We start from the raw sequence: 14,201 nt of genomic DNA on the forward strand, positions 1-14,201 counted from the left end.
ATGCGATATATATGGTTTTTACTGATTTTTTTATTAGATGTGCAACATGGGTTTACACAGTCTAATGAGAAAACCGTAGATGTATTGATCTACGGAGGGACTCCCGCTGCGCTCACCGCAGCATTACAAGTTAAACAAGCTGGTAAGTCTGTTATTGTGCTATCACCAGATAAGCATCTGGGTGGTTTAAGCTCAGGTGGTTTGGGTTTTACAGATACTGGGAATAAAGCTGTTATAGGCGGTTTGGCTAAAAGATTTTACCAAGATGTATTTGATCATTATTCCCAGCAATCGAGTTGGCGATGGCAGACCAGATCATCTTTCGGTAATAAAGGACAGGGCACTGTTGCCATGGATAGCGCACATCAGACGATGTGGATTTTTGAACCTCATGTCGCTGAACGTATTTTCGAATCTTGGATAAAGGAAAATCAGATTACCGTAATACGGGAAGTCTATTTGGATAGACGGGCCGAGGGTATCCAGATGCAAAATGGAAAAATAAAATCCATTAAGACGCTAGATGGTACCGTTTATAAAGGCTCGATTTTTATCGATGCGACCTATGAAGGTGATCTCATGGCATTGGCAAAGGTGAGCTATACGATAGGTCGTGAATCTAATCAACAGTATGGTGAACAGTGGAATGGTGTACAGGCTGGTATTTTCCACCATCGTCATCACTTTTCTAGTCCGATAAGTCCTTATAAGATAGTAGGTAAGCCAAGTAGCGGACTGCTCTATGGTATTTCTGATCAGGTACCAGGGCCTAATGGAAGTGCCGATCACAAATTGCAAGCTTATTGTTTCCGCATGTGTCTGAGTAATAGTGAAAACAATAGGGTAGCTTTCGAGAAACCGGCACGCTATAAGGCCGAAAATTATGAATTGCTCAAGCGTCTCTATGAAAATGGTTGGGATGAGACATTCCAAAAGTTTGATTTGGTACCAAACCATAAGACCGATGCGAATAACCATGGACCGTTCAGTACTGATTTTATAGGAATGAACTATAACTATCCCGAAGCAAGTTATGAGGAACGGAAAGCTATCGTACAGCAGCATAAAGATTATCAAATGGGATTATATTATTTTATGACAAATGATCCATCGGTACCGAAGGCTGTTCAGGATAAAATGGCTACGTGGGGATTGGCGAAAGATGAGTTTGCTGATAATGGGAATTGGCCTTACCAATTGTACATCCGTGAAGCTAGACGCATGATTGGTCAGTATGTTACCATTGAACAGAATATTTTGGGAGCACGGTCGGTTTCCGATCCGATCGGTATGGGTTCATATACTTTAGATTCGCACAACGTGCAGCGGTATATTACCAAAGAGGGCACTGTACAAAATGAAGGTGATATCGGCGTGCACGTTCCGAAGCCTTATGCTATTTCTTTTGGATCAATATTACCCAAAAAGGATGAATGCACGAACCTATTAGTGCCCGTTTGTGTATCAAGTTCGCACATAGCTTTTGGTTCCATTCGCATGGAACCTGTATTTATGGTTCTGGGTCAGAGTGCTGGCTGGGCGGCCGTTTTAGCGCTTAACCATGATGGTGTTGTGCAAAATGTAGATTACGAACTCTTGAAAAAACACTTGTTGTCTTCGGGACAGATTTTGGCAGAAAATGAAAATTAAAATAATATGCTAACTTGATTTATGATGGACTTGAACAATATGAATGCCTTAACGCTGGTTTTTGTTTCGCTTTTGATCTTTGCAATCGCATATCGTTTTTATGGGATTTTTATTTCCAAAAAGGTCTTAAGGCTTAACGATACCATACCAACACCGGCAGTTGAGTTTGCTGATGGGCACGATTATGTGAAGACTGACCGTAAGGTATTGTTTGGTCATCACTTTGCAGCTATTGCTGCTGCAGGTCCACTTGTTGGACCTGTACTGGCGGCACAATTTGGATATCTTCCCGGTACTTTGTGGATTTTAATCGGCTGTGTATTGGGTGGTGGGGTGCACGATATGGTTGTTTTATTTGCATCGGTGCGGCATAAGGGACAAAGTTTGGCGACGATTGCGTCAAAAGAAATAGGACCTGTTGTAGGTGGAATTGCAGGAATCGCCGTTTTATTTATCCTTATCCTCACCCTTGCAGGTTTATCTTTGGCTTGCATAAGTGCTATGCATGAAGCTCCTTGGTCTTTGTTTACGATCATACTCACAATGCCCATCGCTATATTTATGGGGTTACTGATGCGTTATCGACCTGGGTCTGTGACACTCGCGAGTGTACTGGGTGGTATTTTACTGCTCGTGGGTATTATTGGGGGCCACCGGCTTATGGAAATTCCGTTCGTCCATGATCTGTTTGATTGGGATGTAAAAACGATTTCAATCGCAATCGCGGTGTATGGTTTTTTCGCCTCCGTACTCCCCATTTGGTTTCTTTTAGTGCCCCGTGATTATCTTTCTACTTACCTCAAGATTGGAACGATATTGATGCTTGCTGTTGGGGTTATATTTGTTCATCCAACGCTTCAGATGCCGGCATTGACGAGTTTTATCCATGGTGGCGGACCCGTTATTGGTGGTCCGGTACTTCCTTTTATTTTTATAGTCATTGCTTGTGGTGCTATCTCTGGTTTCCATGCGATCATTGCAACGGGTACTACTCCTAAAATGTTAGGAAAAGAACGAGAAATACTTTTTGTCGGTTACGGCGCCATGCTTGTTGAAGGGTTTGTGGCACTGATGGCTTTGATTGCGGCTTGTACCTTAATGCCAGGCGATTATTTTGCGATTAATACACCTGTAGACGATTACGCACAATTTTTGAAACTTCACCCGCAACTTCATACGGTAGATCTACCTCATTTTATAGATAGGATAGGAGTGGATCTGCATGGACGTACTGGTGGTGCAGTTTCTTTGGCTGTGGGGATGGCTCATATTTTTGATAAGGTACCTTTTATGGATGATATTATGGCTTATTGGTATAATTTTGCCATCATGTTCGAAGCGGTATTCATCTTGACAGCAATTGATGCAGGTACCCGCGTGGGGCGCTTCTTTTTACAGGAAATGTTAGGTTCCGTAATTCCTGCATTTAAAGATAAAGATTGGAAACCAGGTGTTTGGTTGTGCAGTGCTCTTTTTACGATTTCGTGGGGATACTTAGTGTATACAGGGAATGTCAGTAGTATCTGGCCATTATTTGGAATCAGTAATCAGCTATTGGCAGCCTGTGGATTGATTGTCTGTACGACCATGCTGCTCCGAATGAACAGGGGTAAATATGCTTTATGTACTGCTCTACCGGGAGTATTCATGGCTATTATTACTTTTTGGGCTGGTTACTTGCAGATCGTGGATATTTATCTACCGAAAGGACAGATGCTTTTGGCTTCATTAGCCATTTTGGCTATGCTGTTAATGTTTCTCGTATTTATAGGGACTTTTAGAAAGTGGTACCTTTTATGGCGAACAGATAGTCGCATTGTCGATCAAAACGGAGAAATGGTAAAGGCTGTCGTAGAACGGTAAAGAAATTCGATTTTTCTCATTCAATTTTGATGCGTAGTTTTTCAGGTAAACAGAAGTCAAATTAAAGTTATTGTGGATGTACTGAAATATTACTTGATTTCAAAAAGCTACTTAACCTAAAGAATCACTTATCATTGTTCTCTTGTGGTTGAGTAGCTTTTCAATATGATCTCTAAACAAATTAGATCATATTACTGATGTCATTGTAGCATGTTTTAATTAGCTGATTTTAATGACAATTTTACCGAAGGCACCACGTCCCAAATGTTTATAAGCTTCGACAGCTTGTTCAAAAGAATATACGGTATCAATAACGGGTTTGATCGTATATCTGTCAAAAGCTTTGTTCATTTCTTCGAAAGCTGTTCTGTTACCGACTGCTATTCCCTGAATTTTTGTTTGTTTAAAAATGACACGCATCAAATCAAGATGGGTAGATTGCCCTGCAAGGAAACCTATAACAGCAATCTGTCCGGTAACTTTAGTTGCTTCAACAGAGTCGTTGAGGCCCTCTCCACCGACCACTTCCAATAATTGATCCGCACCTTTACCGTTGGTCAATCTTTGCACTTCTTTTGCCCAATCGGGAGTTTTTACGTAGTTGATAATCTCGTCAGCACCCAATTCTCTTGCCCTTTGTCCTTTTTCATCACTGCTTGTTGTCACAATAACTCGCGCACCTAAAGCGTGAGCGATCTGTATTCCAAAAATAGAGACTCCACCTGTTCCCTGGATCACAACAGTTTCTCCAGGTTGAAGATTCCCATAAGTAACCAACGAATACCAGGCTGTCAAAGCAGCAATTGGAAGTGTTGAAGCTTCTTCATCATTTAATGTTTCAGGCGCCAAAACTGCTGATTCTTCATGAATAATCATATATTCAGCAAGCCCTCCAGGCAAAGGTGCACCAAAGCAAAAGTCAGGTTCATTGGGAGCGGGGGCACCATCAATCCATTTTGAATAAAGATGGGAGGTAACTCTTTCTCCGACTTTAAATCGGGTTACTTTGGCGCCAACTTTCACAATTGTTCCCACTGCATCCGATACAGGAATAAGGGGTTTTGGGATCATTTCCGCTTCGTAGATTCCATCTACTATGGCTTTGTCCCGAAAATTAAGCGATACAGCACCAACTTTAATCAGTACATCGTTTTCTCCAGGTGTTGGAATAGCAACTGTATCTAAAGTGAGGTTCTCCAAACCGAAGGCATGTAATTGCCAAGCTTTCATTTTATTTTGTTCTTGAGACATATTATTAATTTTATAATACAAAGGTCTCTAAATTATAAAAATGAAAACAGAGTCAGATTGGTGAAAAAAAATGAGATCAGATGAAAGAGTCAATATTTTTATAGTTCTTTGTTAGGATTGTTATCAGTTAAATGGTTGCATACGTTTTATTTTATTTTATTTTATTTTTGGCTATGGCAGGTAAAAGCTTTTTATACGAACAGGTTGCCCGTAAGATAGAGGATTCAATTTCTAAACTAAATTTGAAAGGTGGTGATAAAATACCTTCTGTCAGGACTTTGAGTAAGGAAATGGCTGTGAGCATGAACACTGTTTTTCAGGCTTATTCAATTTTGGAGGCAAAGGGTTTGATCATTTCAAGACCGAGATCTGGATATATCATCAATACAGTACCAGATGCTATTCGAAACTCAAACAAAAATCTGAAACCAGCAATACCTGCTTCAGTAGAGATTACATCAATGGCAACGGCAATGATGAAGAATGCTAAAGAGAATGGCATTATAAACTTTTCGATTCTAGCACCTGTAAATGAATATCTTCCGCTGACGAAGCTTAATAAAGCCGTAAATGCATCATTAACACATCTGAGTAGTGATAATTTTCAGTATCCATTAGTGGATGGACACCCCAGGCTACTCATGCAGATAGCAAGACGAACGATGGAATGGAATGTGTCACTTGCCATAGATGATATTGTTGTCACTAATGGCTGTATGGAGGCAATCAATCTATGTTTAGATGCGGTAACCAAATCTGGAGACATTGTTGCCGTCGAATCTCCTACTTATCATGGTATTCTTCAAAGTCTTGAAAGCAGAGGCCTCAAAGCTTTAGAAATTGCTACAGACCCTGTTACAGGACTTTCCATACCAGCCTTAAAAGAAGCATTGTCCATACATCAAATTGTTGCCTGTATTTTTATGCCTACCTGTCATAACCCAACGGGTGCATGTATGCCCGATACCGAAAAAATAGAATTGGTCAGGATTTTAGGTGAAGAGAATATTCCATTAATCGAAGATGATTCATTGGGAGAATTAAATTTTAAGACTTCAAGATCATTACCTGCAAAAGCATTTGATACCTACAATAATGTGATGTATTGCTCTTCGTTTTCTAAAACTTTAGCTCCAGGATTTAGAATCGGTTGGGTTTCTGCTGGAAAAAATCAGTCACAATTGGAAAAATTAAAATTCGGTTCTAATATATCTACAAATCCCGTACTACAGGATGCAATAGGAAGATATTTGGAGAGTGGGCATTACGACAGTCATATCAGGAAATTAGGAATCGAACTGCAGGGGCAGATGATGAAATATCTAAGTGCTATAGCAACCTACTTTCCGAAAGAGATTCGGCTATCTGTGCCCCAAGGTGGCTTGAGTATATGGATCGAACTTCCTGAAAATAGAGATGCATTTGTATTGCAACAGGAGGCTTTAAGTAAGGGAATTGGGATATGTCCCGGACATATCTTTTCAACCTCAGATTTTTATCACCATTATATCAGGATAAATTACTGTCCGTTGTGGAGCAATAAAACTGAAAATGCAATAATCACCATTGGAAAATTAATTTAAAATATCTTCATTGGCTTTAGCAGCAATGATCACGGCCTTCTAGGATATGGAAACCAGTTCCGACGGAGATTTTACAGTCTATGTGTTGTCCTAAGCAATATGTTCTTGAATATTGCTACTTGTTATCCCCATCTAATCTTCGACAAATTTTGTTAATATATATTTTTTCCTATATTTGAGAAAATTAAGGTTACTTCTTCGATTCTTGGAACATACAGAATCAACGAATTCGATTGTGAAACTCTTGCTAACCAAATCTGATAAAATGAAATATTTGTATTTAATGTCTTTATTTTTTGTGATGAATGGTTGCAAAAGCAATGAAGAAATTATCAATCCAATAATAGAGCCGCCAACTACCCATCCAGATATAAAACTAACGTTAGGTTCTAAAAAAATTGCAGTCTTCAATCATGTAATCAGCTCTGGAGATGTTACTCCGCTGAAAGAAAGTGAGATTGAAAATTATTTTGGTGACCGGATCGCATTTTCAATTCCTGAAGCAATCGTGTTTAAAAATGACTCCACATTCCTGTTAAAGCCTTTTGATATCGTGGAAAAATTCAAATCAAAATGGGAGGGGGACAAGCTGTATCTTCAGCTAGGAGATAAGCAATCGTGGAAACAATTAGGAGAAAAATCGAGCGAGAAAGATTTCAAATTAAACATGACGTTTTATGCGAAAAAAAAGGATCAAACACCCGCAACCAGACTTGTCCTTGGTCAGGAATATCATATGAATTTGGATGATCCTCTATTTTCGAAGACAGACCAGTTGTCCAGCTTAACCTGGTTGACGTTTGACCTCTTATATAATTAGACTTGTTATGATAAAATACCCGCCATTACATATTTTATTTTCCTTCATTGGAATGATGTTATCAATTTTTGTATTTGCTCAAGATCAAAATTCTACTGTAATTACTGCAAAATCTCCTGATCAACTTTATTTGGGAGCGTTGCTGCAAGAAAGTTTAATCAATACTAAAACTCACGATGTCTTGCCGATTATTCAGGATGATATTGTTGTCAGTTTTGGAGGGATTAAGTTAAAGAGTAAAATCATCAAATCTGAAAAAGCAGCCTTTTATAATGTAATTGAGGAAGCACAGCAGATTGCAAATAGCGTTCCTCATAGTGAAAACAGCTTCTCCTTTAGTATCAAAGACTTGAAGAGCTATGGAGATGTTGCGCATTACTTTGGTCAGAAGATTGATGTAGCGGATTGGTTTTCAGTTTCTGATCCTGATGAAAAACCACAAACATTACTCGCTGTAAATATGGAGCGTGTGGCTTTTACTGCTGAAATGGATCTACCTGCCGAAGGTAAATTTAAAACTAATAATGCACTGCTTGACCGCTATAATAGCAATGAGCTTATTTATGTGAATACCCTTTCTTTTGGTCGCAGGGCGATTGTTCTTGTTGAATCCAATTTAGATGCATCTCAAGTGAAAAATGCCCTATCTGCTATTTTGACAAGGAAGGAACTGTCAAATCAGGAAAAAGGTGTTTTGGCCAATTGCACCTTCCGGGTAGCGTTGCTCGGTAGCCAAGATGTAATTGATGTTGACTCTAGTAGGATGTTAGAAGAGGTTCTAGATTATATCGACGCTAAAAAAGACTTTAGTAGTCCTGGACTTCCGATCTCCTTTGGTGCTGCTTACCTCAGAAACAATCAAATTTTTTCTAATACATACTAACTATTTTTCGCAATTCTAAATCCTAGGTCGTCAATTTTAAATTTTGACGGATGACTTCTTCTGCGTGTTGTTGCCATTACGCTCCTTTCTGTGTCACAAAAACCGCCACCGCGGAAAATACGGTAGGACCCATATACCTCGGTATCGTATAGATCGGAGCACCATTCCCATACATTGCCCAACATATCGTAAAGTCCCCAGGGGTTTGGGGCCTTTTGTCCTACATTTTGAGTTTTATGCTCTGAATTGTCCTTATACCATGCAATTGATTCTAATTTGCCATATCGAACTCCAGTTGTTCCTGCTTTACAGGCATACTCCCATTCTGCTTCTGTTGGTAAGCGAAATCCGGCTGCTGTTTCATCATAGGTTATTTCTTCATTTTCAGCGTTAATTTTATAATATGGTTCTAATTTGTTTAGAGAAGAGAGCTTGTTGCAAAAAATCACAGCGTCTTTGAATGTTACGGTTTCAACAGGAAGGGAATTTCCGATATAAGTACTTGGGTTAGTATGGGTGACTTCAACATACAGTTCCTGCGTTACAGGAAATTTGAGAAGCAGAAATGGTTTAATGTTTACCGTCCACTTCTCTTTTGTTCTGTCATCGCGTAACGCAATCTGTCCACTTGGTATCTCCACCATCTGTTCCAAAAAAATTGATTTCATTGCCATGCTGCTTCAATTCAATTCGCCCATTTATTTTCTTATCGCTTCAGACATCGAACTTACAAAATTAATCTGTTTCCCGCTGTATGTATCAAAAATAGTATTTTTAGTATAAGCAGGACAACTTACTCAGAAGAATTGATTTCTTTAATTAATTTACCTTCGTTATTCAGGATTTTAAACAGAGGATTGCCCAGACTGTCAACCGATATGATGATACGTGGTTTTTCATCTGGACCATTAATGACTAAACCTGAATTTCCATTGTCAGTCATTAAATTAATTCTATTCGTATTTCCACCAATTTTACCAGCAAGATCCTTATCATTGATGACAATACCTGATTTATAGTGATTGTTTTTATTACTTTGCTGTGTTAAAATTCCAATTGCATCCGCATTGTCATAGTCAAAAGCCAAAGCGTAAGTATTGGTTTCCGGATTTTTTGAAATCGCTAATCCGCCGCATTCATCTCCTTTTTCATTATAAAATATGATACCTGCAGGATTTAATGCGCGTTTGTATTTTTTTCCGAATAAAATCGGTGGCTCCATCCTTTCTTGGTTGGAAATAATCATCCTATTTACGCCTTTATCATCAACGATATTGATCCGTTTGACTGTAATCTCATCAAACTTTTGATGTAATGTATTGAACGAGTAAAAAAGCATTAGAAAAGCAATCGTTACTATCCCTGCATAAAATCCGACTATTAACTGAGCATTTTTTTTCATCTTAAATTGAATTTTGTTCTTGTTTATTTTTAGTTATCCTTAATAATTGATCTATTTTCCAGCTTAGCCTGTGTGCACAACATGGAGGCCGACAAAACAAAGAACGAAAATTGCAGTAGTGTAAAATTGTAAAATATCATTTTTTATAGCTGACAGGTTAGAATAAGCGTAGGGAACACCATGTCGAGTTCGTAAGGGAGAGGGGGCATATCCATTTTAATGAAACAGTACGGGAAGTGGAGTGGTTACCAATCAAGATATATTAATCTTGATGACGTAAAGTACGGATTAGAGATTATAAAAAAGATGATGGTTTTTTGCCCGTAATGGCTTTAAAATCTTTTATAAAGTGAGACTGGTCATAGTATCCTGCATTTAACCCGATTGCAGTTAAATTCGTTTTCTTGTGATCATTTTCGAATAAATTTCTAAATCTCACAATGTTTGAAAACTGTTTTGGTGAAGTGCCAACTTGTTTTCTGAATTTTTTTTCAAATGAGTCTCTACTAATCTGCAGTTGACCTAATAGTTTTTTGATCGGAATAGAACCCTGGGAGTCAATAATTTCACGGATCGCTTCTTTGATAATGCCATCCGTATGGGCACACAATAATTCCACAAGCAGAAACCTTTCTATTTTTTCGACCATCAGTTCGTATTCATTTTTTTTAGAGAAAATTTTATTTAAGCAGGAAATTTGATGCCGGTTAAAAAAATTATCAAATGGTATAAATGTCTCAAAAAACTCATTTATGGGGGTATTAATCAATGCGGATGCCATCCCGGGATTAAAGATAATGACAAATAAAGTGGTGCACTTTGAGAATTCAAAATGGAGTGAAGTGCGGGCGATCCCAAAAGCGAAAGCTTTGGGTAAATCGATCACCTCCTGATTTTTTTGCTTCAATGTGACTGCACCATTCAAAATATAGTTCAATGATACTGATGTGCTGGGAAGCGTTTCTAAATTTACTAAATCAGGAGTTTCCACTATCATAAACTCTTTGACATATTCTTGAAGAAATGGGTCTGGAGTAAATCTATATTCCTTTATTTTATTAAAGTGCTCTTGTTCAAAAAAAGCTATATTTTTCTTTCCCATTTTAAGTATAGTTATGCATTTAATCCATTTGTTTTATCTACATGAATGTTTTTTGTTTTGATCCAAATTCAACAATTATCTTAAATAATCAAAGTGTTATTTTATAAATAGGTCTGATTTTTTTGGGTTTAAATTATTTATATATTAACTTTAGGTACAGATTGTCGATATAATGTTTGACGGAAAATGATTGTAGACATCATTGAAAAGCAGTGTTTTTAGCAGGAATCGGTGCATTAGTAGTTGCGCAGTAAACTTAATAAATATTTGAAATATGAAAAAGGAAATCAATACGAGAGCGGTGATCATCCGTGCTTTCTTTATCTTTGTGGTATTTATGTTAGTAGGTGGTTATCTCGCATATATCGGTGTATAGAAGGTCCTCATCATCGTAATTAAATCATTGCTAAAGACTATGCGCGATCCGATCGTATTTATTAGAATGATATTCTTTTAGAAATTGACTATTGGAAAAGAGCGAATTCTTCTTCATCTCTTATTTTGATGAGTTGTCGAATGCAGAAGTATTATAGCATTCCTCTTAAGGTAGCCTCTCTATCAAACTTAGAACAACTGTATCGCTACAAAATAAAGTGCAGTGATCACCGCTGTTTGAACGATCACTTTTAGATATTTATTCTTTTGCGTGCTATTAGTTCTTAGGATATCCAAATTGTTTAGAAATGCTACGAGTGCAATTGCGATGAAGATACTTTTACCGTTAAAAATAAAAACCAAACAGAAGGGTAGTAGTGCAATAGCAAAATCGTACAACTTCAGTTTTTCTACTATGTTGTGCTGGTTCTGATCGATTTCTAGCGCTTGGACAATACTCGGAAAGTCTTTTTTGGGATAAGCCTTTAAAATTTCTCCTGATTTAGTCGGAATTAAAAAAGGTTTTCCTTTTTCCGTTGATCGCTCCATGGGTACATCGTCTTTGTATAACGATTGTTCACCAAACCAAGTTGAATATTTCATTTCAAAGATTGACTCCGGAAAGTTCGGTAATGTAAATTGGTATTTCATATTTAGTTATAATCAGTTTTGCTTCATGCTATATGTATAAATCACATTGTCCGAGTTATTTTCATCAATCACATCAGGCAATAGGATAAACCCATTCTTTTCTAGGAGTTGACGGGACTTTATATTATTTCGAACTGTCTTTGCCTCGATATGGTTGAGCTTTAAAGTAGAAATAGCATAGTTTAGGACCAGCTGTATTGCGCTACTCATCAAACCTTGGCCTTGAAATTCAGGTAGCAGTGCATAGCCCAGCTCTGCGGATTTTTTTTCAATATTGATCCTCCATATTGTAATTGTACCTGCAAATTGTTGAGTATCTCTCATGTTGATCGTAAAATAATGAGTTGTATCCATCCGCTTTTTGATAAATAATTGAATCTCTTCGAGGGATTGGTTTAGATCTCGTTTCATAAATTTATTGACCTCGGGGTCTGTGCGTAGTTTATGGATATTGATCGTATCAGTAATGTCTATATATTTCAATAAGACATTGTTCAATAGCATGTGATGACTGATATCCTTAACTTTTGTCCCTACACTTTTGTCATTCATATTTTTTAAAGTTTAGATCACGGTTATTTTCTCTTTTCGGACTTCTTTTTCATGACAAATACAATTCCAGATGTACCGCCATCACCAGAAGTTACAGTGGTGTAATCTAATGTTTCAACCAATTCAAAATCATGATCAACCATATGATTAAGAATGGCGGCATATGACATTTTATTCGTTAGAAACTCTGAATATTCTTTACCAGCTTTAAGCTGTTCTTCAGTTTCACCAAGATCAACATTGACCTTAAGTTTTTTTGATAGAAATTTTCCTTTAATTACAATATATGCATAAGTATATTGTTGATGTTGAGCAGGATTTTCAGTAGCAGTTTTTGTTTCTACAACCTCTTGTCCAAAGATGATCGTAGTGATGGACAATAAGAAGACAAGTAATGTTAGTTTTTTCATATATATCATGTTCTATAATCTGTTTTTGCTAAATCTCAATTAATTTCTGGATTTTTTGTTCTATTTCTTTTATAAATAATTCGTCGGATCCTTCCCATCTATTCAGAATTTCTCCCTTTTCATTTATCAGTAATCTTAGCGGAACAGAAAAGACGAGGAGTTCACGTCTGATATTTTGTAGATTACCTGACTTATAAGAAAGGTGTTTCCAAACGCCTATTTTGTCTTCAGAAATAGCCTTCTTCCACTTGACAAGATCCTCATCAATGGATATGGATAATACTTCAAATTTATCTTTATATTTTTCTCTTAATGCTAATAGTTGTGGATGTTCTTCCCGACAAGGAATACACCAGCTCGCCCAAAAATCAATTAACAGGATCTTATCCTTAGCCAGTTGGTAAACATGAATGATATCGCTGTTAATATCAGATGCAGTGTAATTTTTGACACTATTTTGAATGTGATAGTCATCTAAAATGGTGATAAATTGTTTTATAGATTTATAATTAGTGTTGCTGTTTAAAATTTTATTATTTGAATTAAATAATGGTTTAAACTCTTTGTAACGTTCCCTTCCATATTTTCTCTTTATTAAAATCTCTAGGCTCTCTAATGCTGCTAATGAAAAAGGGTGTTTTTTATAATAGGCTAATGCAGCGGTTATTCTCAAATTTTCGAGTGAGTCCATTTTGTTTGCTAAATGGATAATAGAATCTGTATACACTTTTGTTTTCTGAAAATGAGATAGCTGTTGATTTGTAAGCGCGATCTCTTTTCTAAGATCAAGGAATAGTTCATTATATCGGATCTGATCTAATTGTGCATTGGATGGATTTTTCACCTTTGAATGAGGAATATTCGTTGCCAAATAAAGATGGGTTACATGTTCGGAAATATAAAAATCGTAAGATGACTCATTTTTGTCATATCTGATGTTATATTTTTCATTAATGCTCTTAGGAATGATCTTTTCGAAGACTCCGTTTCTTATATGTATTGAATCTAGCTGCGATCCATTTTTTGTAAGAAAAGAAATGATGACTTTCCCTTCAGATATTTCGCTATTACCGGTTATTTGTACCGTCTGAGAAAAACTCGAGGAACAATCAATAAAAATTAATACAATTACAAAAAGATAAGTTGATAATAATAAGAGAAATTTATTTGTCATATGAAAGCTTCAATTAATTCGTATCTTTTTACTTAATCAATTCTTAATTTACATACAGCCCAGAAGATCAGTAATATGATGAAGTTAGCTTTTTTTAGTTAAACTCTCGAATTATGAATCTATTGTTACAGTTGTTATAGAAATTTTTAACAGCAGTAAAAAGCTTCTACGCTTAAGTGCCGGTGGGGTGTATTGTACGGGAGTGTTTTTATGTGAAATATTATCTTAATTTACCATAAGAGTTGCAGTATAAACAAAATAAAGACCAGATGTCTATTAAATATATAACAATTTTCATATGCTTGCATTTATTTCAAACCAGCCGGACCTTATACTGGCATGTGTGCAGATGAAGAAGTATGTAAAAAAACTTTTTGCATTAAAATATCTTTTAAATGAATTTGGTATTTTAGCGGATGAGTGGATACAAAGAAACATCAGAATAGGAATAAATAGAAAGTTGAGCTTCACCTAAAAAAAATTAT

At 36.7% G+C, this 14,201-nt stretch carries 13 protein-coding genes; 5 read left to right on the forward strand and 8 right to left on the reverse strand.

Translation table 11 applies throughout. From position 1 onward, the window contains the following. The gene (locus WH188_RS04120) at positions 1-1,650 is read left to right on the forward strand and encodes an FAD-dependent oxidoreductase (RefSeq protein WP_339423345.1); all 1,650 of its coding nucleotides are present in this window, start codon (positions 1-3) and stop codon (positions 1,648-1,650) included. Between the two features lie 21 nt (positions 1,651-1,671). Further along, on the forward strand, positions 1,672-3,513 hold the full coding sequence (locus WH188_RS04125; protein WP_243655444.1) for a carbon starvation CstA family protein: 1,842 nt from the start codon (positions 1,672-1,674) through the stop codon (positions 3,511-3,513). A 219-nt stretch (positions 3,514-3,732) separates the two neighbouring features. On the opposite strand, the gene WH188_RS04130 is transcribed toward WH188_RS04125, so the two are convergent. Beyond that, positions 3,733-4,764: a zinc-dependent alcohol dehydrogenase family protein gene (locus WH188_RS04130; protein WP_339423346.1), complete on the reverse strand. Its 1,032-nt coding sequence runs from the start codon at positions 4,762-4,764 to the stop codon at positions 3,733-3,735. 173 nt (positions 4,765-4,937) lie between these two features. On the opposite strand from WH188_RS04130, the gene WH188_RS04135 reads away from it, so the two are divergent. The 3 genes from WH188_RS04135 (at position 4,938) to WH188_RS04145 (ending at position 8,050) form a co-directional block, all read left to right on the forward strand. Continuing rightward, the gene (locus WH188_RS04135) at positions 4,938-6,347 is read left to right on the forward strand and encodes an aminotransferase-like domain-containing protein (RefSeq protein ID WP_339423347.1); all 1,410 of its coding nucleotides are present in this window, start codon (positions 4,938-4,940) and stop codon (positions 6,345-6,347) included. Positions 6,348-6,612: 265 nt separating this feature from the next. Beyond that, positions 6,613-7,167: a hypothetical protein gene (locus tag WH188_RS04140; protein WP_168126012.1), complete on the forward strand. Its 555-nt coding sequence runs from the start codon at positions 6,613-6,615 to the stop codon at positions 7,165-7,167. Positions 7,168-7,174: 7 nt separating this feature from the next. Next, positions 7,175-8,050 (forward strand): thiol-activated cytolysin family protein, encoded by an 876-nt coding sequence (locus WH188_RS04145; RefSeq protein ID WP_339423348.1) that lies wholly within the window; start codon positions 7,175-7,177, stop codon positions 8,048-8,050. Here the strand turns inward: WH188_RS04145 and WH188_RS04150 are convergent. The 7 genes from WH188_RS04150 to WH188_RS04180 all read right to left on the reverse strand — a co-directional run bounded on the left by WH188_RS04150 (position 8,047) and on the right by WH188_RS04180 (position 13,716). After that, the gene (locus tag WH188_RS04150; protein ID WP_237682702.1) at positions 8,047-8,718 is read right to left on the reverse strand and encodes a formylglycine-generating enzyme family protein; all 672 of its coding nucleotides are present in this window, start codon (positions 8,716-8,718) and stop codon (positions 8,047-8,049) included. The genes WH188_RS04145 and WH188_RS04150 overlap by 4 nt on opposite strands. 125 nt (positions 8,719-8,843) lie before the next feature. Then, positions 8,844-9,452, reverse strand: coding sequence for a hypothetical protein (locus WH188_RS04155; protein ID WP_132771295.1), 609 nt, complete (start codon positions 9,450-9,452; stop codon positions 8,844-8,846). Positions 9,453-9,747: 295 nt separating this feature from the next. Next, a complete protein-coding gene (locus WH188_RS04160; protein ID WP_132771296.1) occupies positions 9,748-10,554 on the reverse strand; it encodes an AraC family transcriptional regulator in 807 nt (268 codons plus the stop codon). A gap of 564 nt (positions 10,555-11,118) precedes the next feature. Further along, positions 11,119-11,580, reverse strand: a complete 462-nt coding sequence (locus WH188_RS04165) for a hypothetical protein (RefSeq protein WP_132771297.1) — start codon at positions 11,578-11,580, stop codon at positions 11,119-11,121. A 12-nt stretch (positions 11,581-11,592) separates the two neighbouring features. Beyond that, on the reverse strand, positions 11,593-12,132 hold the full coding sequence (locus tag WH188_RS04170) for a GNAT family N-acetyltransferase (RefSeq protein ID WP_132771298.1): 540 nt from the start codon (positions 12,130-12,132) through the stop codon (positions 11,593-11,595). A gap of 23 nt (positions 12,133-12,155) precedes the next feature. After that, on the reverse strand, positions 12,156-12,542 hold the full coding sequence (locus WH188_RS04175; RefSeq protein ID WP_339423349.1) for a hypothetical protein: 387 nt from the start codon (positions 12,540-12,542) through the stop codon (positions 12,156-12,158). A 28-nt stretch (positions 12,543-12,570) separates the two neighbouring features. Further along, positions 12,571-13,716 (reverse strand): TlpA family protein disulfide reductase, encoded by a 1,146-nt coding sequence (locus tag WH188_RS04180; RefSeq protein ID WP_132771300.1) that lies wholly within the window; start codon positions 13,714-13,716, stop codon positions 12,571-12,573. Positions 13,717-14,201: the final 485 nt, after the last annotated feature.

Origin of the sequence: Sphingobacterium sp. MYb388, from assembly GCF_037479535.1 — a bacterium.
Classification (GTDB): domain Bacteria; phylum Bacteroidota; class Bacteroidia; order Sphingobacteriales; family Sphingobacteriaceae; genus Sphingobacterium; species Sphingobacterium anhuiense.